This is a genomic window from Clostridium celatum DSM 1785 (genome assembly GCF_000320405.1).
GTDB lineage: Bacteria > Bacillota > Clostridia > Clostridiales > Clostridiaceae > Clostridium > Clostridium celatum.
The window spans coordinates 1-22133 of sequence record NZ_KB291625.1; the positions used below are offsets into that span (position 1 = coordinate 1).

At 27.5% G+C, this 22133-nt stretch carries 17 protein-coding genes, 1 tRNA gene and 2 pseudogenes; 15 read left to right on the plus strand and 5 right to left on the minus strand.

The genetic code is table 11. From position 1 onward, the window contains the following. Window positions 1-83: 83 nt before the first annotated feature. The 6 genes from HMPREF0216_RS05715 (at window position 84) to HMPREF0216_RS05740 (ending at window position 7062) form a co-directional block, all read left to right on the plus strand. Window positions 84-157: transfer RNA gene (locus HMPREF0216_RS05715), tRNA-Asn, on the plus strand. A 242-nt stretch (window positions 158-399) separates the two neighbouring features. Further along, window positions 400-1764, plus strand: coding sequence for a Trk system potassium transporter TrkA (gene trkA / locus HMPREF0216_RS05720; RefSeq protein WP_005212311.1), 1365 nt, complete (start codon window positions 400-402; stop codon window positions 1762-1764). Then, window positions 1764-3212 (plus strand): TrkH family potassium uptake protein, encoded by a 1449-nt coding sequence (locus HMPREF0216_RS05725; RefSeq protein ID WP_005212313.1) that lies wholly within the window; start codon window positions 1764-1766, stop codon window positions 3210-3212. The genes trkA and HMPREF0216_RS05725 overlap by 1 nt, the downstream gene beginning before the upstream one ends. Before the next feature lie 161 nt (window positions 3213-3373). Then, entirely contained in the window at window positions 3374-4753 is a 1380-nt protein-coding gene (locus HMPREF0216_RS05730) for a TldD/PmbA family protein (RefSeq protein WP_005212315.1), read from the plus strand. 12 nt (window positions 4754-4765) lie between these two features. Continuing rightward, the gene (locus HMPREF0216_RS05735; RefSeq protein ID WP_005212317.1) at window positions 4766-6118 is read left to right on the plus strand and encodes a TldD/PmbA family protein; all 1353 of its coding nucleotides are present in this window, start codon (window positions 4766-4768) and stop codon (window positions 6116-6118) included. Continuing rightward, window positions 6118-7062: an NAD(P)/FAD-dependent oxidoreductase gene (locus HMPREF0216_RS05740; protein WP_005212320.1), complete on the plus strand. Its 945-nt coding sequence runs from the start codon at window positions 6118-6120 to the stop codon at window positions 7060-7062. The genes HMPREF0216_RS05735 and HMPREF0216_RS05740 overlap by 1 nt, the downstream gene beginning before the upstream one ends. Window positions 7063-7187: 125 nt before the next feature. Here the strand turns inward: HMPREF0216_RS05740 and HMPREF0216_RS05745 are convergent, their stop codons facing one another. Further along, window positions 7188-7760 (minus strand): GDSL-type esterase/lipase family protein, encoded by a 573-nt coding sequence (locus HMPREF0216_RS05745; RefSeq protein WP_005212325.1) that lies wholly within the window; start codon window positions 7758-7760, stop codon window positions 7188-7190. 14 nt (window positions 7761-7774) lie between these two features. Continuing rightward, entirely contained in the window at window positions 7775-8419 is a 645-nt protein-coding gene (locus HMPREF0216_RS05750) for a RusA family crossover junction endodeoxyribonuclease (protein WP_005212327.1), read from the minus strand. Window positions 8420-8754: 335 nt separating this feature from the next. On the opposite strand from HMPREF0216_RS05750, the gene tsaD reads away from it, so the two are divergent. The 3 genes from tsaD (at window position 8755) to HMPREF0216_RS05765 (ending at window position 12203) form a co-directional block, all read left to right on the plus strand. Then, window positions 8755-9765, plus strand: coding sequence for a tRNA (adenosine(37)-N6)-threonylcarbamoyltransferase complex transferase subunit TsaD (gene tsaD, locus HMPREF0216_RS05755; RefSeq protein ID WP_005212329.1), 1011 nt, complete (start codon window positions 8755-8757; stop codon window positions 9763-9765). Between the two features lie 111 nt (window positions 9766-9876). Next, window positions 9877-10869: an alpha/beta fold hydrolase gene (locus HMPREF0216_RS05760; protein WP_005212330.1), complete on the plus strand. Its 993-nt coding sequence runs from the start codon at window positions 9877-9879 to the stop codon at window positions 10867-10869. 125 nt (window positions 10870-10994) lie between these two features. Further along, complete coding sequence (locus HMPREF0216_RS05765) at window positions 10995-12203, plus strand: S1C family serine protease (protein WP_005212332.1); 1209 nt, start codon at window positions 10995-10997, stop codon at window positions 12201-12203. A 105-nt stretch (window positions 12204-12308) separates the two neighbouring features. Here HMPREF0216_RS05765 and HMPREF0216_RS05770 read toward each other — a convergent pair whose 3' ends face one another. Continuing rightward, window positions 12309-13412, minus strand: coding sequence for a glycosyltransferase family 4 protein (locus HMPREF0216_RS05770; RefSeq protein WP_005212333.1), 1104 nt, complete (start codon window positions 13410-13412; stop codon window positions 12309-12311). A gap of 124 nt (window positions 13413-13536) precedes the next feature. On the opposite strand from HMPREF0216_RS05770, the gene HMPREF0216_RS05775 reads away from it, so the two are divergent. The 3 genes from HMPREF0216_RS05775 to HMPREF0216_RS05785 are packed head-to-tail and all read left to right on the plus strand — an operon-like array spanning window position 13537 to window position 16325. Then, complete coding sequence (locus HMPREF0216_RS05775; RefSeq protein ID WP_005212335.1) at window positions 13537-14532, plus strand: CotS family spore coat protein; 996 nt, start codon at window positions 13537-13539, stop codon at window positions 14530-14532. Between the two features lie 12 nt (window positions 14533-14544). Further along, the gene (locus HMPREF0216_RS05780; protein ID WP_005212337.1) at window positions 14545-15285 is read left to right on the plus strand and encodes a hypothetical protein; all 741 of its coding nucleotides are present in this window, start codon (window positions 14545-14547) and stop codon (window positions 15283-15285) included. A gap of 11 nt (window positions 15286-15296) precedes the next feature. Then, complete coding sequence (locus HMPREF0216_RS05785) at window positions 15297-16325, plus strand: CotS family spore coat protein (RefSeq protein ID WP_005212339.1); 1029 nt, start codon at window positions 15297-15299, stop codon at window positions 16323-16325. Between the two features lie 68 nt (window positions 16326-16393). Here HMPREF0216_RS05785 and HMPREF0216_RS05790 read toward each other — a convergent pair. Further along, window positions 16394-17517, minus strand: a pseudogene (locus HMPREF0216_RS05790) (glycosyltransferase family 4 protein). Between the two features lie 104 nt (window positions 17518-17621). Between HMPREF0216_RS05790 and HMPREF0216_RS05795 the strand changes: the two are divergent. Then, a pseudogene (locus tag HMPREF0216_RS05795) lies at window positions 17622-18619 on the plus strand (CotS family spore coat protein). 67 nt (window positions 18620-18686) lie between these two features. On the opposite strand, the gene yabG reads toward HMPREF0216_RS05795, so the two are convergent. After that, window positions 18687-19568 (minus strand): sporulation peptidase YabG, encoded by an 882-nt coding sequence (gene yabG, locus HMPREF0216_RS05800; protein ID WP_040419094.1) that lies wholly within the window; start codon window positions 19566-19568, stop codon window positions 18687-18689. Between the two features lie 256 nt (window positions 19569-19824). On the opposite strand from yabG, the gene HMPREF0216_RS05805 reads away from it, so the two are divergent. Both HMPREF0216_RS05805 and HMPREF0216_RS05810 read left to right on the plus strand, forming a co-directional pair. After that, a complete protein-coding gene (locus HMPREF0216_RS05805; RefSeq protein ID WP_040419106.1) occupies window positions 19825-20061 on the plus strand; it encodes a Veg family protein in 237 nt (78 codons plus the stop codon). Between the two features lie 377 nt (window positions 20062-20438). Beyond that, a complete protein-coding gene (locus tag HMPREF0216_RS05810) occupies window positions 20439-22007 on the plus strand; it encodes a DUF3794 and LysM peptidoglycan-binding domain-containing protein (protein WP_005212359.1) in 1569 nt (522 codons plus the stop codon). The last annotated feature ends 126 nt before the right edge of the window (window positions 22008-22133 follow it).

A 22133-nucleotide genomic window follows, 5' to 3' on the forward strand; every position in this document is an offset into this window, starting at 1 on the left:
GACTGATACTAATAGGTCGAGGGCTTGACCAAAATATAAAATAATTCATATGCAATTTTCAGAGAATAAATCTCTTAGAATAATCCGCGATAGCTCAATGGAGGAGCATTCGGCTGTTAACCGATAGGCTGGGGTTCGAGTCCTCTTCGCGGAGCCATATAAGTTAGAATTACAACTAAGTGATTCTAACTTATTTTTTGTTATTAATAAAAAATAAATATAAATTTTATATGAGGTTAGTAGATAAAACATAAATTTACTAATCTTTTTTGTTTATTTAAATAAATAATAACTATATTAAATAAAAATAGGTGAAAAAAATAATATTTTATCATATAATTGATTAATGTGACGATTAAATTAATTCAAATATATTATTACTAATGAGGGGTAAAAAAAATGGAAGTTATAATTATCGGAGCCGGTAAAGTTGGTTATACCTTGGCTAAATATCTTTCGGATGAAGGAGATAATATTACTGTAATTGATAGCAACATTAATGCATTAAATGCTATTATGGAAAAATTAGATGTAATGGGGCTAAAGGGCAACGGTACTAGTTTAAAAGTTCTTCATGAAGCTGGAATAAAAAAAGCTGATGTAGTAATTTCAGTTACAAATAGTGATGAAGTTAATATGTTATGCTCATTAACAGCTAAAAAACTAGGAGCAAAATATACAATTGCTAGAGTTAGAGCACCACAGTACTCTGAAGAAATAATTATGCTAAAGGATGAGTTAGGAATTGACTTAGTTATAAATCCAGAAAAAGAAGCAGCTTTGGAGATAGTAAAATTAATTAAGTTCCCATCTGTAAGAAGTGTAGATACTTTTGCAAAAGGAATGGTTGATTTAGTTGGATTTACTATACTAGAAAGTGATGGGCTAGATGGAAACGCTATATGTCAAATAAAAGCTCTTAAGGATTCTATATTAATATCAGGAGTTGAACGAAATGGTATAGTTTATATACCTACTGGGGATTTTATATTACGTAAAGATGATAAAATATATGTAATAGGTGAACATAAAAAAATAGAAACTTTCTTTAAAAAGCTAGGAAGATTTCAAGATAAAATAAAAAATCCTTTGATAATAGGTGGTGGAAGAATAACACATTATTTAGTTAATATAATAGATAAAATAGGTGTTACTCCTAAAATTATTGAATTTAATATAGAAAAATGTAGAGAGTTAAATGAATCATTACCTGATGCTATAGTAATTAATGGTGATGGAACTGATCATGAATTACTTTTATCAGAAAACCTAGAGTGTTCAGATGCTTTTATAGCATTAACTGGAAGAGATGAAGAGAATATAATAACATCATTATTTGCAATGAATAATAATGTTAAGAATGTAATTACTAAAATTACTAGATTTAATTATAATGTAATTGCTAAAAATGTTGGGTTAGATACTATAATAAGTCCTAAAACTATAACTGCTAATAAAATATTAAAATACATAAGATTTTTAAAGGATAGAAATAAGTGTTCTATTGAAAATGTTTATAAGATATTTGATGAAAAAGCTGAAGCAGTTGAATTATTGGTTAATAATAATGTTAGTTTTTTAAATAAAAAATTAAAAGATGTAAGCTTAATGAAAGATGTGATTATAGCTACTATAGTTAGAAATGATAAAATAATTATTCCATCTGGAGATGATAAAATAGAATTTGGAGATAGAATAATAATAATATCAAAAAAAGATAAAGTTAGTGGCATTAATGATTTAGTTTCTGGAGGATTTAGATAATGAATTTTCCAGTTATATTGAATATATTAGGCCACGTAATAAAGTATGAATTATTGTTATTATTAATACCATATTTTGTAGCAATTTATTATGGTCAAGGAGATGCAAGTGCATTTTTATATACGATATTATTAATGATTCCTATATCTTTAATTTTAACTAAAATAAAATCTAAAAGAAAAGAAATATATGCTAAGGAAGGTTTTTTAACAGTTGGATTAGCATGGATAGTAATTTCTATATTTGGAGCATTACCATTTATTTTTAGTGGAGCAATTCCATCTTTTATAGATGCATTTTTTGAGACAGCATCAGGATTTACAACAACAGGTGCATCTATATTAACAGAAATACAATCATTACCTAAGGGAATATTATTTTGGAGAAGTTTTACCCATTGGGTTGGAGGTATGGGATTTTTAATATTTATTTTAGCTCTAATGCCTTCTTTTGGTGGAAATACTATACATTTATTAAAGGCTGAAAGCCCAGGACCAACTCCAGGAAAAATAGTTCCTAAAATTAATCAAACAGCAAAAATATTATATGCAATTTATTTTGTATTGACTTTAATTGAAACTGGCTTTTTAAAGATTGCTGGTATGTCATGGTATGACTCTATAATTCATGCTTTAGGAACTGCTGGTACAGGTGGGTTTTCTAATATGAATGCAAGTGTTGCTGCTTTTAATAATCCTGCTGTAGAATGGATTATTACTGTATTCATGCTTTTATTTGGAGTAAATTTTGTTTTATACTTTCAAATTATAAGAGGAAATATAAAATCATTCTTTAAAAGCGAAGAATTAAAGTGGTATATAATTGCGGTAATGGCTTCAATAGCAATTATAACAGTGAATATAATACCATTTAATACAGGAGATGTAGTAAAATCTATAAGAGATTCATCTTTCCAAGTAGCATCCATAGTAACCACTACAGGATATGCAACAGCTGATTTTAATTTATGGCCAACACTTAGTAAAATGATTTTAGTTATGCTTATGTTTATGGGAGCAATGGCTGGTTCTACAGGTGGAGGTATTAAAACTGTAAGAATAGTAATAGTTTTTAAAGCAATAAGAAGAGAAATAGATAAAATATTACATCCTAGAAGAGTTAAGAGTGTAAAAATTGATGGAAATGTAGTAGAAGAAGAAACTATATCAGGTGTATTTTTATTTATATTTGCATATATAATCATAGCGCTTATAGCTATATTTATAGTATCTTTTGATAATTTTGATGTTACAACAACTGTTACATCAGTAATAGCTACACTAAGTAATATAGGTCCAGGACTTGAAATGGTAGGTCCTACAGGAAATTTTGCAGCATTTTCAGGATTAAGTAAGATAGTATTATCTTTCTGTATGCTTGCAGGTAGACTTGAGATATATCCAATGCTTATATTGTTTAGTCCATCATTATGGAAAAAGAAATACTAATATAAAAAATGATAGTTTATATAGAATAAGAGATACTAAATTATAATAGTATCTCTTATTTTTTTATTAAAAATCATAAGATATAAATTTATAGTAAATAATAGGATTTATGGTATATAATTAATAATATATAATTCATTATATAAAAGGAGGAGTGGCATATGTTATCTCGTGAAGTAGCACAAAGGGTGCTTGGAAGATGTTTAATAACTGGTGGAGATTTTGCTGAAATTTTTGAAGAAGATACTATAGATAATTCAATAAGTATACTAAATGGTAAGGTAGAAAATTCTGTAGGAGGAAGAGCTTACGGAATAGGTATAAGAATATTTAAAGGCTTGAAGAGCGTTTATGCATATACAAACAATAATAGTTTAACATCACTTTTAAATGTTGCCCAAAAAGCAGCATTAGCATTAGGTGAATTAAAGGAAGATAAAATGATAGTTTTAAATGAAAGAGAGACTATAAGCTTTAATCCTATAATAATTACTCCATCAACAGTAGAGTTAAATAAAAAAATTGGCGTGATGAAGGTTGCATATAATGCTGCTAAAAATTATCATAGTGAAATAGCTCAAGTTGGAGTAGGATACCTAGATAAAGACCAACATGTTTTAATTGCAAACACAGAAGGATTGTATACAGAAGACAGAAGAGTCAGAACTAGATTGACTGTAAATGCAATTGCATCAGCAAATGGGGAAAATCAAACAGGAACTGAGGGGCCTGGTAGACATATGGGATTTGAAATGTTTAAAGAAATAGATCCAGAGTATTATGGTAGAGAGGCTGCTAAACAAGCTTATACAATGCTACATGCAAAGAATTGTCCTGCAGGAAGAATGACTGTTGCTATAGATAACGGATTTGGAGGTGTTATATTCCATGAGGCATGTGGACATTCTTTAGAAGCTACATCTGTTGCAAAGGGCAATTCAGTGTTTACAGGAATGCTTGGAAAGCAAATAGCATCTACAAAAGTTACTGCTATTGATGATGGGACAATTCCAAATGCATGGGGATCATTAAATATTGATGATGAAGGAAATAAAACTCAGAAGAATGTACTTATTGAAAATGGAATATTAAAATCATATATGATTGATAAATTAAATGGGCGTAGAATGGGTATGGCGCCAACAGGAAGTGGTAGAAGACAAAGTTATAAATTTGCACCAACTTCTAGAATGACTAATACTTATATAGCTAATGGTGATGATAATCCAGAAGATATAATTAAGTCAATTAGTGATGGATTATATGCTAAAAAGATGGGCGGGGGTTCTGTAAATCCTGTAACAGGAGAATTTAACTTTGCTGTATCTGAAGGATATTTAGTTAAAAATGGGGTTATACAAGAGCCTGTTAGAGGAGCTAGCTTAATTGGAAAAGGTAGCGAAATATTAATGGATATTGATATGGTTGGTAATAATATGACTCAAGGTCAAGGTATGTGTGGTTCAGTATCAGGAAGTATTGCAGCAAACGTAGGTCAACCAATGATTAGAGTTAGAGAAATAACAGTTGGTGGAAGATAGGAGGGGATATATATGGAATTAGATGTATTTGTTAAGTCTCTATTTAAAAAGGCTAAAGAAGCAGGATTTTCTGAATATGAGGTTTACTATGTAGATAAAGAAAGCCTAAGTATAAGTGTATATAAGGGTGAAGTTGAAAAATATAATTTAAATAACTCATATGGTTTATCTTTTAGAGCAAAGCTTGGAGATAAAATAGGATATTCTTATACAGAAATATTAGATGAAGCTGCTATAGAAATGCTTGTAAATAGAGCTAAGGAAAATGTTTTAGCTATTGAAAGTGAAGATGTTCAGTTTATTTATGAAGGAGATAAAGAATATAAGGATATTAGTACGTATTCTGATGCCTTAGAAAATTTACCAGCAGATAAATTAATTAAAATTGCATTAGACATGGAAAATGAAGCTAAAAATTATTGTGATAAGGTTGAAAGTTTTAGTGGGTGTGCAGTTTCTTATAGCTCAGGTAAGTATGGAATTATTAACTCAAAAGGATTAAATTTACACAACAAATCTAATATATTAACAGCATATGTTGTTCCTGTAATTAAAGAAGGAAATAACATGATTGATGGATTTGGGTATGTTGTTGCAAAATCATTAGATGAAGTTGATGCTAAGAAAATAGCAAAAATGGGAGTTGATGAAGCTTTAAGTAAAATAGGAGCGACTTCTGTTAAATCAGGAAACTATAAGGTAATAATAAATAATGAAGCAATGGTTTCTCTTTTATCAACTTTTGCAGGAATATTTAGTGCAGATGCAGTACAAAAAGGATTAAGTCTTTTAAAAGGTAAAGAAGGAGAAGTTATTGCAGCAAATAATGTTAATTTAGTTGATGATCCACATTTAGTAGATGGATTAGCATCTGTTGCATTTGATGATGAAGGTGTTGCAACTAATAAAACTTACTTAATAAAAGAAGGAACTTTAGAAAGCTTACTTCACAATTTAAAGACTGCTAATAAGGCTGGAGTTAAATCAACTGGAAATGGATTTAAAAATTCATATGCATCACCAATATCAGTAAGTCCTACTAATTTTTATATTGAGCCAGGTTCTAAAAATATAGAAGAATTAATTAATTTAGTGGGAAATGGGTTAATGATAACTGATTTTGCAGGATTACACTCTGGAGCAAACTCAATAACAGGAGATTTTTCATTAGCGGCAAAAGGTTTTTATATAGAAAATGGAATTAAAGTTCATCCAGTAGAGCAAATAACAGTAGCAGGAAATTTCTTTAATTTATTAAAAGATATTAAGGAAATAGGAAGTGATTTAAAATTCCCTATGAGTAGTGTAGGAAGCCCTAGTATTGTGATACGAGAGCTTTCTGTTGCTGGAGAGGGGTCTAATTAATGGATAAATATGATTTAGTTGTAATTGGTTCAGGAGCATCGGGATTATCAGCAGCAGTTTCAGCTTTAAAGTCTGGAATTAAAAATGTTTTAATTTTGGAGAAAGAAGATGTCCTTGGCGGAAATCTAAATTTATTTATTAATAATGGCTTTGGAGAATATTACTTAAATGAAACTGTAACAGGTCCGGAACTTGGAAGTATATTAATCGAGAATTTTATTAGTTTAGGCGGTAAAGTTAAGATTAATACGAAAGTCTTAGAGGTAAATAGGGATAAGGTAATTACTTATGTTAATCCAAGTGAGGGAATTAAATCAATTGAAGCAGAGTCTATAGTTTTAGCTGCTGGTTGTAGAGAAAAATATACAGGAAATATTATAGTTCCAGTTGATAAATTTACAGGAATATTTACAACAGCTTCAGCACATAGATTAATTAATCTTACTGGATATTTACCAGGCAAAGAAGTTGTTATATGTGGAAATGACATATGGACACTTATATTAGCAAGAAGATTAGTAATTGAGGGCGCTAATATAAGAGGATTAATAACTGAAAGAAAGTGCTTTAATAGGGATGAATTAGATATTATTAATGGATTTAATATTCCAATAGTATATCAAAGTGAAGTAGTTGAAGTTGATGGTGAAGAGAGAGTCAACTTAGTTAAAGTAAATAATTTTGAAAAAAATGAAATAAGCACAATAGAATGTGACTCCTTAGTATTATCCATAGGATATTTGCCAGAAGTAGATTTCTTAAGAAAAATGAGTATTATGATGGATGGAGAAATGATTAATACTACAAATAGTGAAACTTCAGTTCAAGGGATATTTGTTTGTGGAACTATGGAGAATGGAATTGAATCATTATTTAATAGTGGAGAAAGTGGACTTAAGGTAGGGAAGATAGCTGCTGATTATTTAAATAAGGTTAAATATTAAATGTTTTAAATTATAAGAAGTGAATTAATATAGGGAGTAAGATGCTATTTATTTAATAGATTAGATAGTAAATTACTCCCTTTAATTAAAGAATAATATTTTTAATAAATAAAAATATTTTAATATTACATTAATATTAAATTTTCAGATTCCTTAAATAATATATCCTGTCCTTTAGGGGAAAAATGAATTCCATCTGAATAAATTTCTAGTTTATTTTTAGAACTTAAAATAGCACTGTAGAAATCTAAGTATGGTAATGAATATTTAGTGCAAAGAGCAATAAGATTAATTCTTAGCTGTGATAAATTTTTTTTACAATATTCATAAGTATCACATTTCATAAAAAGTTCATTTGCAACTTCAGGTATTATAGTTGGGGGAATACCTATTATTACAGAAATATTATTACATAAAGAATCCTTTATCATTAATTCAATATTAGAAATTATAGAATCTATGGATCTATTGGAAAGAAGATCATTAGTTCCACCCATTATAAATAATTTATTAGGATTTAAATCTAATACATCTTCCTGAAATCTAAAAAGCATATCTGTTGTAGTACTACCATTAACTCCTTTATTATAAATACATAAGTTATATTTTTGTTTTAATTTATTTACCCAATTTTCCTTGGGTTTTACACCATAACCAAAGGTTAAACTATCACCTAAAAATACGTAAGTATCATTCATATAATTTTCTCCTTTTAAAAAAGTTTATTAAAACAAGATTTACAAATTAATGTTTTGCCTTTATCGGCAGTTATAAAATTATTATCTTTTAATAAACTATTACATATTGAACATTTATTTTGGGTACTTAAGTTATTAGTAGAAGTTAAAGTTTTATTAGAATTGGTTTTTATTATTTCTTTATTTTTAGCAGTTGATTTTTTTAATGATGAATATAATCTTTGTTCATCCTTAACTTCTTTTTCATTTATAGAATAAGAAATAGAATATGAACTTTCTCCAAAGAGCTCCAATTCAAATCTTGGATTTTCTTTATCATAAAATTCCTCTACTATGATTCTTCTAATTTGAGCATCATTAACGATTAAACCACTTTTTTCAATACCATCAAAAATACTTTTGGTTATATTTGCAGTATCTGGGTGACGTTTTTCACTTTTATAATAAACCTTAAGTATGGCAATAAGTGATTCTTCTAAAATCACATCAGGATTTTGACTTCTAGCATAATAAGCTATTTCTTCCTCATAAAGCGCATATTTATCATGAGATTTTCCAGTATTATAAGGCAATATGGCTCTACCATCTTTATTATGTAATTTAAAATTTGATTTAGTTATAGGTGACCCTAAAACTATTACTTTCGCATAATCTTTCATAAATTTCTCCTGAAAATTTTATTAAAATATAAAAATAGATATAAATAAGATTGAAATTATTAAATAATTATTAATATACTTAAAAAAATATAAAATATAGTAAAAAATAATGAATAAAGTCTATTAAAGGTATATAATACACATAGTATATTAATAATTATATTGTAATACTTATTAATTATAGTATTAGTTGATTGTAATAATTATAAATTGTCAATTATATAAGTAAACTATACAGTAGCATATTGATATAAACAAGCAGTAATTGATTATGATTTATTATTAAGATATAATACAAATTGTTGTTAGAGACTATAAAAAAGAGGTAAAAATAAATGGAAAATAAATATATTTTGGCGATAGAATCAAGTTGTGATGAAACTTCAGCAGCTGTTGTTGTTAATGGAAGAGAGGTATTATCTAATGTAATTGCATCTCAAATAGATACTCATCAAAAGTTTGGTGGAGTAGTACCAGAGGTTGCATCAAGAATACATATAGAGGTTATTAGTGGAGTAGTAGAAGAAGCTCTTAAAGAGGCTAATGTTACTTTAGATAAAATAGATGCAATAGGAGTTACATATGGACCAGGATTAGTAGGTGCTTTATTGGTTGGACTACAATTTGCAAAAGGATTAGCATTTGCTAGTAAAAAACCTTTAGTTGGAGTAAATCATATCGAAGGACATATTAGTGCTAATTATATACAACATAAAGAACTAAAACCACCTTTTGTATCATTAGTTGTATCTGGAGGACATACATTTATAGTGCATGTTAAAAATTATGGTGAATATGAAGTAATAGGGCAAACAAGGGATGATGCTGCAGGTGAAGCTTATGATAAAGTAGCAAGAGCATTAGGACTTGGGTATCCAGGTGGACCTAAAATAGATAAGTTAGCAAAGGAAGGAAATCCAAAAGCAATAGTATTCCCAAAAGCTAATTTCCATGAAGAAACATTAGATTTTTCATTTAGTGGTGTGAAGTCGGCAGTTCTTAACTACTTAAATAAGTGTAAGATGCAAAATATTGAAGTTAATAAAGCTGATGTAGCAGCTTCTTTCCAATATGCTGTTATAGATGTATTAAAAGAAAATGTATTATCTACTTGTAAGAAGAAAAATGTTAAAACTATAGCTATTGCAGGTGGTGTTGCATCTAATTCAAGTTTAAGAGAAACACTTATTAAAGAGGCAAGTAAAAAAGGAATAGAAGTATTATTCCCAGCACCTGTTTTATGCACTGATAATGCAGCAATGATAGGAAGTGCAGCATATTTTAACTACATTAATGGAAAAATTAGTGATTTAAATTTAAATGCAAAACCAAATTTAAAGCTTTAATAAAACAATAAATACAGTTGAATATTACTAAAGGAATATTTGAGATGAATTAGAACTTTAATTTATTTTAAATATTCTTATGCAATAAAATTATAGGGAGAGAATAAAAAAATGAAGTTTTTACCGTATTCAAACGGAGTACGTAGAGCAAATTTAAAAAAGAAAAGAAGCCCTAAGGAAAAGGCAAAATTGTTTTGTATTATATTCATTAGTTTATTAGTTATAGGGATGATTTTTCAAAATATATCTAATTTTATTGATGGTGAAAGAATAAGGGAAAAGGTAGATTATACAACAGTAGATGATTTGAGAATGGATTATAGAATATCAGGAGAAGGAAAATATTCTATAGTATTTGACGGAGCTTTAGGTGCAACATTAGAAGCATGGTCACCTATAGTAGAGCAGTTAAAAGATGATGATGTTCAAACATTTGTATATAATAGAAGAGGATATGGATACAGTAATTCTGGAAGCAGAAGAACACCTGAGGAGCAAGCCCAAGATTTGAAGATATTACTAAGAAAATCAGGAATGTCAGAACCTTATATTTTAGTAGGGGAAGGCTATGGTTCTTTAGTATTAACTAGTTTTGCAGAGCAATTTAAAGATTCAGTAGAAGCTGTTATATTAATTGATCCAATTAATGAGGATACTATAAAATCAAAATCATATGCTAGAAGTCAAGGAATAACCAAATTTAGAAGATTTATAGAAAATATAGGATCTCAAATAGGTGTGACAGCTTTAATGGACAAGCTGAACTTAGATATTAATTTAACAGACTTAGAATCGGCACTGCCAGAAGATACTAAAGAAGAGTTTTTGGCATATAGAACAAAAAGTAAGTATACATCAGCGGTTTATAATGAATTAACTACTTTAACTAAAGGGGATAGTAATAGCCAAAAGGAAGGCGTTTTTTCAGGAATACCGTATTATTTAATAACGAAATTAGAAAATGATCCTTTAGCTAAATTGGGTAGTTCAGATTTAACTACTACTTATGTAACAAAGTGTGAAAAAGACTTTTTAGCTTTGAATGATCAAGATAACGTACTAAATGCAATAAGAGATATTATAAAGAAATTAAATAATAAATAGTAACGAAGGAAACTGTAATGCAGTTTCCTTTTTTAGTCATATTAATATCTAATATTGTCATATAGTTGACACATTAACAGGGTATATTATAACTATAGAATAAAGGTTGAGAAGGAGAGAAATATATGAATAATGATAATATTTATGATGTAGCTTATAGTGAAAGCAATGATGAGAACAGTTCCAGTACAAATGCTAATATTAATGGAGGAGTAGAGGTATATAAAAAACATAACGATAAGAAACCCAAAAATAATGGATTTGCAAAGTATGTAGCAACTGCAATGATATGTTCTTTAGTGGGAGGATTTGCAGGTTCAGGTTTTACTTATATGTTAGTTAAAGATTCAAATGGCGGAACTAATACTGGTAGCACAGCTTCAAATGTTCAAGCGGATCCAGTTTCATTTGCAACTACTTCTGGTGCATTAACGGCAAGCGAAATATATAATAAGGTTGCACCAGCAGTTGTAATAGTATCTACTAAATCAATTCAAAGCTATAATGGCTGGTTTTCACAAGAAGCTGAGGGGATTGGATCAGGATTTATTATCAATGAAGATGGATATATTTTAACAAATTATCATGTTGTTGAAGGTGCTAAAGAAGTAACTGTAACCTTAAGCGATAATAGGGAAGTTAAAGCAAGTATAGTTAATTATGATGAAGCACAAGATGTAGCTATGATAAAATTAAATGAAGATGTAGATGTTCCTGGGGTTGTAGAACTTGGTGATTCTGATGCATTACAACCAGGCGAAGAAGTTTTAGCATTAGGTACACCATTATCAAAGAATTTATCATTTACATTAACTAATGGTATAGTAAGTGCATTAAATAGAAATGTTGAAACAGAAACAGGAACAACTTTGAATTTAGTTCAAACTAATGCGGCTATAAATCCAGGTAACAGTGGTGGACCACTTATAAATACTAAAGGTGAAGTTGTAGGAATAAATACAATGAAGATTAGCGACGGTGCAGAGGGAATAGGATTTGCAATACCAATTAATGATGTAAAAACAAAGATAGATGCTTTATCAAAGCCAATATTAAATTTAGGTATCTCAATAAGAACTGTTGATGAAACATTATCAAAACAGTTAAATATGGAACAAGGGCTTTATATAGTTGAAGTCAATGAATTCTCACCAGCAGAAAAGGCAGGATTAAAAGCTGGAGACTTAATAATAAATGTTGATGGCAAAAGAGTTAAAACTTTTGATGAATTAAAAGAAATTAAGAACTCAAAAGAAGAAGGAGACACAATTAAGGTAGAATTTATAAGAGATGGACAGACAAAAACTACTGAAGTAACTTTAAGTGCAAATTAATATAAAGATAGGATATATCGAAATTTTGTTTATGTTTCGATATATCCTATCTTTTTAATTAATAGTTAAGTAATGATATTTTAAGTTAAATCAGATAATGCCTTTTTAATATGCATTAAGTGTTGCTTTCGCTGTTTTTGTCCAAGTAAATTCTAAACTATTTTTATAGCCTTTTTCACTATATTCCTCAAGAAGACTTGGTGAATTTAATAAAGAAAGAATAGCTGAAGCTAATTCATCTTTATTGAAAGGGTCTATTAATACAGCACAATCATTTGTTACTTCAGGTATAGAAGTTAAGTTTGAAGTAATTACTGGAGTCTTGCAACTCATTGCTTCAAGTGGAGGAAGTCCAAAACCTTCATATAGAGAAGGATATGCAAATAGATTAGAAGCATTATAAAAAATAGGTAAATCATAATCATTAATAAAACCAGTAAAAATAACTTTATCGTCTATAAATAATTCTTTACATAAGTCTTGAAGTTTAGCCCCTTCATCTTTAATAGAACCACATAAAACTAACTTATAATCATTGTTTAATGATTTATATATTTTATTAAATGCAAGTATTAATTCTTTTACATTTTTTCGAGTGCTGAAACCTCCGATATAAAGAATAAAAGGTGATTCAATATTATATTTATTCTTTATATAAGAAATACAATCAGATTTATTTAATGGCTTAAATGTATTATTTGCAGCAAGAGGAGTAACGAATATTTTATCTGAATTTATTGAAGGAAAAAATTTTAATATATCTTTTTTAGAGTAATTGGATACTGTCAATATTGCACTAGCGTTATTTATTATAATAGGCATGCATTTTAAAAATCTATCTAAGTAACCTATACCAACAGTCTCTGGTAATATATAAGGTATTAAATCATGAATAGTAACAATACAGGGAAAATTATAATCTTCATTTAAACCAATACCGTTTTGAGGTATATGGTGTAAGTCTATATTATTACTTTTTATATAACTAGGGTAATAATAATTTTCATAAAAGGCTCCATGCTTTTTTGAAGTAAAGACTATTTTAGAATTATTTTTTTTAAATTCCTTGTAATTATCTCCACACCAAAAAATAGTATAAGTATTTTCATTATCTATATTTAAAAGTTCTTTAAGTAAGTTTTCTGTATAAGTTCCAATACCAGAGCCTTTATATAGAGTTACTCCCCTAGCATCTATGGAAATATTCAAGCCTAGCGCCTCCTAAAAACACTATAATATTATAAATATTATAATACTTTAATTTATGTGATAAGAAACACAAAAAAATATGTAATTTCATATAATGAATGGAAGAAAAGTTTAGGAGTTAGCTATGGATATAGATAGACTAAAGGAAATCATAGAGAGCAATTATTGTATAGATATACACGATATTGAAAAAATTAAAAACACGTATAAGTTAAAAACAAAAGATTGTGACTATTGTATAAAAATAATAAAATACGATTTTCCACATTTCCTTTTTATCATATCAGCAATAAAATATTTACAAAAAAGAGGATTTAAGAGCATACCGCAAATATTGAAAACAAAAAATGATAGTGATTATATTAATTTAAATGAAAATTTTGCTTATTTAACTGAATGGATACCAGCTAGAGAAAGTAATTATGATAATCCAGTAGAATTAATACAAATATCAAAAAAGATAGGAGAGCTTCATACATTAAGTTCAGGGTTTAATTTAACTAGAGATATGAATCCAAGAATAGGATGGTATAAATGGATAAAAGTTTTTGAAACGAGATGTGATGAAATTTTAGATTTTAAAAAAAGAATCTCACAAAAGGCCAATAAATCAGAGTTTGACCATATATATTTAGAAAATATTAATAATGAAATTGAGAGAGGTCAAAAGGCTATTGAAGGTTTAAAAAGAAGCCATTATATAAGTCTTATGGATAAAGAAGTGCTAAAGATGGGGTTTTGCCATCATGATCTAGCACATCACAATATTTTAGTAGATAAGAATAACGAACTAAATATAATAGATTTTGATTATTGTATTTTAGATACTCATCTTCATGACTTAGCGTCACTACTTATACGAGTTATGAAAGATGGAAAATGGAGTACACAAAAGGCAAATTTAATTTTAAATGCATATTGTATAACTAATAATGTATTTGATGAAGAGTTAAGTTTAATTAAGGAGTTTATAAGATTTCCACAGGGGTTTTGGCAAATAGGACTTCAATATTATTGGGAAATGCAACCATGGGAAGAATCTGTTTTTATAAATAGAATAAAAAAATATATTGAGGATATTGGCTATAGGGAAGAATTCTTAAATGAATATTTTAGGTAAAGGGGAGAGTGGATGGACATATTGGAATTTTTAAATGACAATAGAGTTATAGTCGGAGAAAGTACATTTCCAAAAGAAAAAGCAAAGAAAAATATAATTAACACAAATGAGCAAATATCACTGGTTGTAGAAATTCAAAAAATATTAATAGGAAGAAAGACAACAATGCTTCCTAGAATAGAAAGCTCAATAGGAAAAGACATAGCTAATTTTATTGTACAAATAAAAAAGATTGAAAAAATGATTGAAATATTAGATGAAAAAAATAAAAAAAGCAATTTTGATTATTTTATTATAGAGGAAGGAAATAAAGTTTTAGACAGAGCAAAAAATTCTTTAAATAGCTTAAATGATAAAGAATATTTAGAGTTAATAATGAGGAGCATGAATAATTATGAGATATGCTTAGGAAGAGTGGATGAGGGAAACTTAATTAAGATTAATAATATAATTAATATAAGAACTATACGTTATTTATCTTATAATTTATTAGAAAATGATTGTTATAATTATATAAAAAGATTAAGAAAAAAGGGTATTGATATAAATACAGAAGAAATAATAAATTGTTTTTTAAATAAATGGAACTTAGATGATAAAAGTTTAAGATATATTAATGTATTAGCTAATTATCCCATAGAAAGTATGAAGTTATTATTAAAACTAAAATATGATAAAAGTAAATTCACTGAAGAGCAATGGATAGAGCAAATAAATCTATCAAAAAAAATTGATGGTAAAGAACTTTTATAGAGAGGGATTAAATGAATAAATTTAGGTATATAGATAAGAAGGTATTGTGTAGCTATGATTTAAGTGAAGAATTTTTTGAAAAGTTAGGAGTTAATGTTTATGATATTATTCCATTAAGAAAAGTATTTGTTTTATTTACAGACAAAGGGAAAAAAATATTAAAGAGCACCAATTCGACCAATGAAAGAATAAAATTTATAAGCAATGCTTTAGATATTATAAGGGAAACAGATCAGTGTGTATTGCAATATTGCAATAATTCACAGGGGGAAAAGATTACTAGATGGAGAGGAACTGGTTATGTATTATTAGATTTAATAGAAGGACGAGAAGCCAACTTTACAAATCCTATAGAAGTTGAATGGTGTACTAAGGCATTAGCAAATTTTCATAGGGCATCTATTGGAATAGTCGATAAGCTTGATTCTATAGAGATAGAAGAAAATAAGGGGAAAAATTTAATATATGAACAATTAAATAATTTATGTATTATTAATGAAATAGAAAGGGTAGTTAATAAATTTAATTATAAAAATGAGTTTGATTTATTATTTTTAGAAAATGTAGCAAAGGCAAAAAATGATTTAAATGTAAGTATAAATCTACTAACAAAAAGTAGTTATATAGACTTATATAAGGATGATAATAGTAAGGTTTTATGTCATTTAGATTTAGCACATCATAATTTTATTATAAATGATGAAATTGTAAATTTAATTGATTTTGACTATTGTAATATAAATTTAAAAATAATAGATTTATATAATTTTATGTCAAAAGTAATTAAAAATATAGCCTATGATAAAGAAATGCTGGATAATATATTAAAAACTTATAATAGTATAAATGAGATATCAGATGAAGAAATACAGGTACTTTATGCATTATTAAATTATCCTAGAGATTTTGTAGATATAACCATAGATTATTATTTAAAGCAAAAATCATGGGATGAAGAGGTATTTATAAGTAGGTTTAAAGATAAAATAGAAAATAATATATTTAAAAGTGAACTATTATTAAAATTAGAAAAAATCTGAAATTTTTAGAAATAAAAAAATATAAAGCAGAGACTAATAAAATACAGATTAGTTTCTGCTTTATATTTTTAGTTAGAGATTATAGATTCATAAGCCTTTATAGTGTTAATTGCAGTATTTTTCCACGTATATTTTAAGCTAGTTGATAAGCCTTTTTGAATCATTGAAAGTTTTAATAAGCTATCAGATAATACTTTTTCCATTGATAGAGACAATTCATCTATATCATTAGGATCTCTAGTAAGGCAGAATTACAACATACTTCAGGTAAAGAAGTTACATTGGAGGCTATAACAGGTGTTCCACAAGCCATAGCTTCTATTGGTGGCAAACCAAAACCTTCATAAAATGATGGATACACTAAAAATTCACAAGCATTATAGAAAATTGGTAAATCATCTAATGGAATAAAGTCAGTAAATATTACATCATCAGAGATTCCTAATTCAGAAGCTCTATTTATATATATATCATATGAAATTCCTTTTCTACCTGTAATAACCACTTTTAAATTGTGTCGCAAATGTGGATTTAATAAAGAAAAGGCTTCCATAATTCCAATAATATTTTTACGAGGACTATAGCCTCCAACATATAAAATAAAGTTATCTTCTATATTATACTTTTTCTTAATAAAAGATTTGCAATACGACCTACAAATAGGTTTATAAATATCCTCAGCTGCAAGTGGGGTTACAAAAATTTTATTTTTAGGAAAGTTAAATTCTTTAGCGATATCATCTTTTGAAAATTCAGAAACTGTAATTATACCATCACAATTATCCAATATTTTTGGAATTTCATTATTAAAAATTTTTAAATATCTTTCGCTAACAGTTTCAGGAAGTCTAAGTGGAATTATATCATGTAATGTAATAGTTTTAAGGCAATTAATATTATTGGAAAGGCCTACTCCATTTTGAGGAACGTGATATAGTTCTATACTATTATTATTTAAAAAGTTAGGAACTTTTACATCATCCCAAAAATTATTATTAATATTAGGAGATTCTTTAACATATTCTATAAAGAAGTTAGATTTTAAACTTAAATCAGAACCTTCAGGGATAAATGTAAGGTACTGATTGATATCATCGAATTTGCTTAAATTATTTATTAGCTGATAAGCATAGGTTCCTATGCCAGTTCCCCTATACCATTTGGCAGCTCGTCCATCAATACCAATTTTCATCATTTAATCCTTTCAAAATAGTTATAATTTATTATATTAATTTAAATAAAAAATGTTAATAAAAGAAAATATGTGTACATATAAATATAAGGGGGGTGAAGATTATGATGAGAGAATTTGAAATAGAAAGACAGTTTCAAATAAAAATAGATGTTATAAAAGCAAATAAAGGCATTTATTATTTAAAAACTAACAAGGGAGAACGCTGTCTTAAAAAAATAAACTATGGTCCGCAAAAACTTTTGTTTGTTTATGGAGCAAAAGGCATTTAATTAAAAATGGTTTTAAAGCAGTGGACAGATATTATTTGAACATAGATGGAGAGCCGTATGCATTAGTTAATGAAGATTTATATACTTTATCAGAATGGCTATATGGAAGAGAATGTGATTTTCATAACATAGAGGAAGTAAAAATAGCAGCGGCTACATTAGCAAAAATGCATGAAGCTTCAAAGGGATATGATCCACCAGAAAACTCAAAATTAAAAAGTGATTTAGGGCGTTGGCCTAGCTTAATGGAAAAAAGAATAAAATCACTTGATAAGATGAGAGATATGATAAGGAAAAAAGGAAATAAAAGTAACTTTGACTTATTATATTTAAAATCTATGGAATTTTATAAGGAAATGGGAAAGAAGGCATTAAAAACTTTAAATGAGTCAGAATATTACAACTTATGTGAAATAGCTGAGAGAGAGAAAGGATTCTGCCATCATGATTATACTTATCATAATATTATACTAGGTGATAATAATTCAGTAAGTATAATTGATTTTGATTACTGCAAAAGAGAAATAAGAGCTTTTGATATATCCAATTTTATGATTAAAGTTCTAAAGAGAAATAAATGGAATATAGAATTTGCAAATGCTATAATAGAAGCTTATAACGAAGTTTCTGCTTTAGATGAATCTGAATACAGAGTTTTATATGCATTTTTACAATTTCCTCAAAGATATTGGAGATTAGCAAACAGGTATTATTACAATGAGGTTAATTGGGGGCAAAATACATTTGATACTAAATTAGAAAGTATAATAAATGAAAAGCCTGAGTATTTTAATTTCTTGGATGAATTTAAAAAACAGTATAATGTATAAAAAAAAGTCAGCTTATAAAAGCTGGCTTTTATTTAGTTATTGGTCTTAATTACTAATTACCTGTTAATTATAGATATGGGGATTTGGGATAGCCCTCTCTGTATTTTCCGCGTGTTTGTAATCCACCTATACCCTTAATGCCTGTTATTGTATTTTCTAAAATATTAGTTATAGATAATACACTATCTATATTTGTATATGCTATTTTCTCACAGACAAATACAGGATCTAAACAATGAATTAGTACTCTATTTGGAGAACTTGCAAAATTAGCGCCAGCATCTAAAAGACATTCATAACAAGATTGACAGGCTCCAGCAAATATTACTAGTTCATCATAACTAGAATTATAATTTCTTAAAGCCTTTACTGCATCAATATAATATTTTGAATTTCTATAATTATTTAAGTCTAAATAGTCATCACTTTCTTTAAGTACGCTATCGTGACCGGTTAAAACAACTATATCAGGCTTAATTTCTTTAACTAAATCAACTACATATGTGCATTGATCTTTTTCAGATATAGCTCTACCAACGGCATCTAAAGATAATTGTTTATATACTTTAAGGCAAGTTTCTAGATACTCTTTATCTCCATCTATATGAAGTATTTTTCCGGGTCGCCCAAATGCTAATTCGTTTATAGCTGGATGCTTAGATGATTTACTACCTCTAAAATTTATTTTTTCTTTTTGTAATCTGTTAGCTCTAGTTGATATAGCATTTTTTATAGCATTATTAACACGTGTATTTAAAATTTTTTCTTTTTCGCCTATAAAAGAAATATCAACAGGTTCTAAGTCATCTGCAGGGGAATCAGCAATAATTCTTATACTTATACCTTTTAAGATGTAGATAATAGTACCATTATCCTCTTTTATATCAATTATTTTAAATGTGATGTCTTTATCATAAGATTTTCTAACAACAGTATCACCAATTACCATTTTTTTCTCCAAAATCATTAATTACATTTTATAATATGAAATATTAAATAGCTTTGCTAATATTTAAGACTATTACTTTTACAATTTAAGAATAAAAAATAGATAATAATGCCATAATAAATATTAGATGATTAAATAGCAGAGAAAAAGTAAAAGTTTACATTGACAAAGCAAGCCAAAGGTGATAAAATAATTGGTTTTATTTGACAAAAATTCAAAAAAGTATTATAATTATAATTGGAAAGAGGGTGTTTATATGGAAAAGAATAAGACCTTAGCCACCATTAAAAAAGATATAGAGAGTCACGTTGGAGAAAAAGTTACATTAAAAGCAAACGGAGGAAGAAAAAAAATACTAGTTAATGATGGAGTTATAGAAAGCGTACATCCTAGTATTTTTGTTGTTAGATTAGAAAGTGATGCTCAAAGAACAGTAACCTATAGTTACTCAGATGTACTGACTAAAACTGTATTGTTATATTATGCAGTATAAATAAAAGCTTCGATATAATATCGAAGCTTTTATTTATACTAGAATTAATTATAAATTAAATAAAAAAAAGAAAGATGGCGGGTATCCATCTTTCAACTATGGTATAAAAGGGTATTGAGAATTTATGAGAGGTTATATGGTCAATAACCATCTTTATAATACGACATATTTACATATAAGTCAACAATTTATTTAAAAAAAATTAAAAAAAAAATTAGTATGCACCAAAATTCGACATATAAATGTATTTAAATGTAATTTGATGAAAAAAATGATGAATACAATAGATAAAAAATAGTAAACACTTATTAATAATTAGAATAAATATATACTTAGAGAAATATATATTATAGTAGTTATACTATAGGGGGGATAAGATGTCACAGATAGATGTTATTAAAGAAAATGTTCAATATGAAGAATTGCTTAGAGAAAGTACTACTAACAACATTTTGAAGGGAGAATATCTAATAAGAGATTCTCATCCGGATGTACATGAGATATTAGGAGTAGAAGCAAAGGCAACTATTACCAATAAAGAAACTTTAGCAGATAAAGTTATGATAGAAGGACAAATAGCATACTCTGTTATCTATTTATCAGAGGACGAAAGCAAAATTACTAGCATTAATTCAGTAGACTTATCAGAGAAATTTACAGACTATCTTGAACTAGGTGCTGAAGAACATAAAGTCCTTTGTGATGTAGAGTGTGTTATGGAACATATTCAAGCTAGTATTATGAACGAACGTAAAATTGCTATTGACGGTATTAGAGAAACTAAGTGGCAATTATATAAAGTAGGGGAATTTGAATTTGTTAAGGATATTGAAGGAAAAGAAGATATACAAATAAAGAAAAAAAATGAAGAGATAAACCAATGTAAGGGTGAAAAGAACGTTGAATTAATGGGAAAATCTATGATAAAGGTAACGATGGATAAACCTGAAATTGAAGAAATTTTAAAATGTTCATTAAATCTTCATAAAAAGGAAGTTAAGCTTGGAGAAGGAAAAATATATTTTGGATGCTATTGCAAGGTAGAGGTATTATATAAGGGAAAAGATTGCGATGATATATTAGTTTTACAAGATGATGTATATTTATCAAAGGAAGAAGAGTTAGTTGGAGTAAATAGTGATATGATGACAACAAACGATGTAGACATTGTAAACTATGATAGTATAGTTACTCCAGATGATTTAGGAGAAAATAGAATAGTTAATATTGAATTCGTAGTAAAGGGAAATATTAGGGTCTTATCAAAAGAAATAGTTGAATTTATAAAAGATGCGTACTCACCATCATATGCTATAGATTTAGTTAAAAAGAATTATGAAGTAGGTATTACACAAGGTGTAGTTTCTACAGAGATTATTCTTAAAGATAACCTATATTTAAAAAATGAAAATGATAAGATAGGATATATATTACTTGCTTATGGTTCACCTGTAATAACTGATAAAAATGTAGAAGAAGATAGAATTAAGGTTGAAGGAAATATAAAAGTATCAGTATTATATAAGACCTCTGATGACGATAGCAAGATTGATATGTGTAGTGGAGAAATTCCTTTTTCAACAACAGTTGATTTAAAGGGAACTAAACCAAATATGAGTGCTATATGTAAAGTTCATTTAGAAAGTTTAGATGCAACTATAGAAGCAAATACTATAGCTATTAGAGCAACTTTATCATTAAATGTTAAAGTTTGCTATAAAATCAATAAAGATTGGATTGTTGATATAGTTGAAAATAATGAAGAAAAGGTTAGTAAAAAAGCATCTGTAACTATTTACGTTGTAAATAAAGGTGATACCTTATGGGATTTAGCTAAAAAGTATAGCACTACAATAGATTTATTAACTGAAATAAATGAATTAGATAGTTCAGAAAGTTTAACACAAGGACAAAAACTTATAATACCTGGAAAATGTAAATTTTAATAATGCTTAATTTTATAGGGTTGTGCATATTGCACAACCCTTTTTTATATTTAAATTAGGAATTGTGGTAAAAATTAATATTATGAATAAGTTTTTACGTTAGTGGATAAAATAGAAAATGCATGA

Coding starts and splice junctions, on each gene's coding strand:
- HMPREF0216_RS05805 (WP_040419106.1), top strand. CDS start 19,825: ATGGAAAAGAATAAGACCTTAGCCACCATTAAAAAAGATATAGAGAGT.
- HMPREF0216_RS05785 (WP_005212339.1), top strand. CDS start 15,297: ATGAATAAATTTAGGTATATAGATAAGAAGGTATTGTGTAGCTATGAT.
- trkA (WP_005212311.1), top strand. CDS start 400: ATGGAAGTTATAATTATCGGAGCCGGTAAAGTTGGTTATACCTTGGCT.
- tsaD (WP_005212329.1), top strand. CDS start 8,755: ATGGAAAATAAATATATTTTGGCGATAGAATCAAGTTGTGATGAAACT.
- HMPREF0216_RS05730 (WP_005212315.1), top strand. CDS start 3,374: ATGTTATCTCGTGAAGTAGCACAAAGGGTGCTTGGAAGATGTTTAATA.
- HMPREF0216_RS05735 (WP_005212317.1), top strand. CDS start 4,766: ATGGAATTAGATGTATTTGTTAAGTCTCTATTTAAAAAGGCTAAAGAA.
- yabG (WP_040419094.1), bottom strand. CDS start 19,568: ATGGTAATTGGTGATACTGTTGTTAGAAAATCTTATGATAAAGACATC.
- HMPREF0216_RS05810 (WP_005212359.1), top strand. CDS start 20,439: ATGTCACAGATAGATGTTATTAAAGAAAATGTTCAATATGAAGAATTG.
- HMPREF0216_RS05780 (WP_005212337.1), top strand. CDS start 14,545: ATGGACATATTGGAATTTTTAAATGACAATAGAGTTATAGTCGGAGAA.
- HMPREF0216_RS05740 (WP_005212320.1), top strand. CDS start 6,118: ATGGATAAATATGATTTAGTTGTAATTGGTTCAGGAGCATCGGGATTA.
- HMPREF0216_RS05760 (WP_005212330.1), top strand. CDS start 9,877: ATGAAGTTTTTACCGTATTCAAACGGAGTACGTAGAGCAAATTTAAAA.
- HMPREF0216_RS05775 (WP_005212335.1), top strand. CDS start 13,537: ATGGATATAGATAGACTAAAGGAAATCATAGAGAGCAATTATTGTATA.
- HMPREF0216_RS05745 (WP_005212325.1), bottom strand. CDS start 7,760: ATGAATGATACTTACGTATTTTTAGGTGATAGTTTAACCTTTGGTTAT.
- HMPREF0216_RS05765 (WP_005212332.1), top strand. CDS start 10,995: ATGAATAATGATAATATTTATGATGTAGCTTATAGTGAAAGCAATGAT.
- HMPREF0216_RS05725 (WP_005212313.1), top strand. CDS start 1,764: ATGAATTTTCCAGTTATATTGAATATATTAGGCCACGTAATAAAGTAT.
- HMPREF0216_RS05750 (WP_005212327.1), bottom strand. CDS start 8,419: ATGAAAGATTATGCGAAAGTAATAGTTTTAGGGTCACCTATAACTAAA.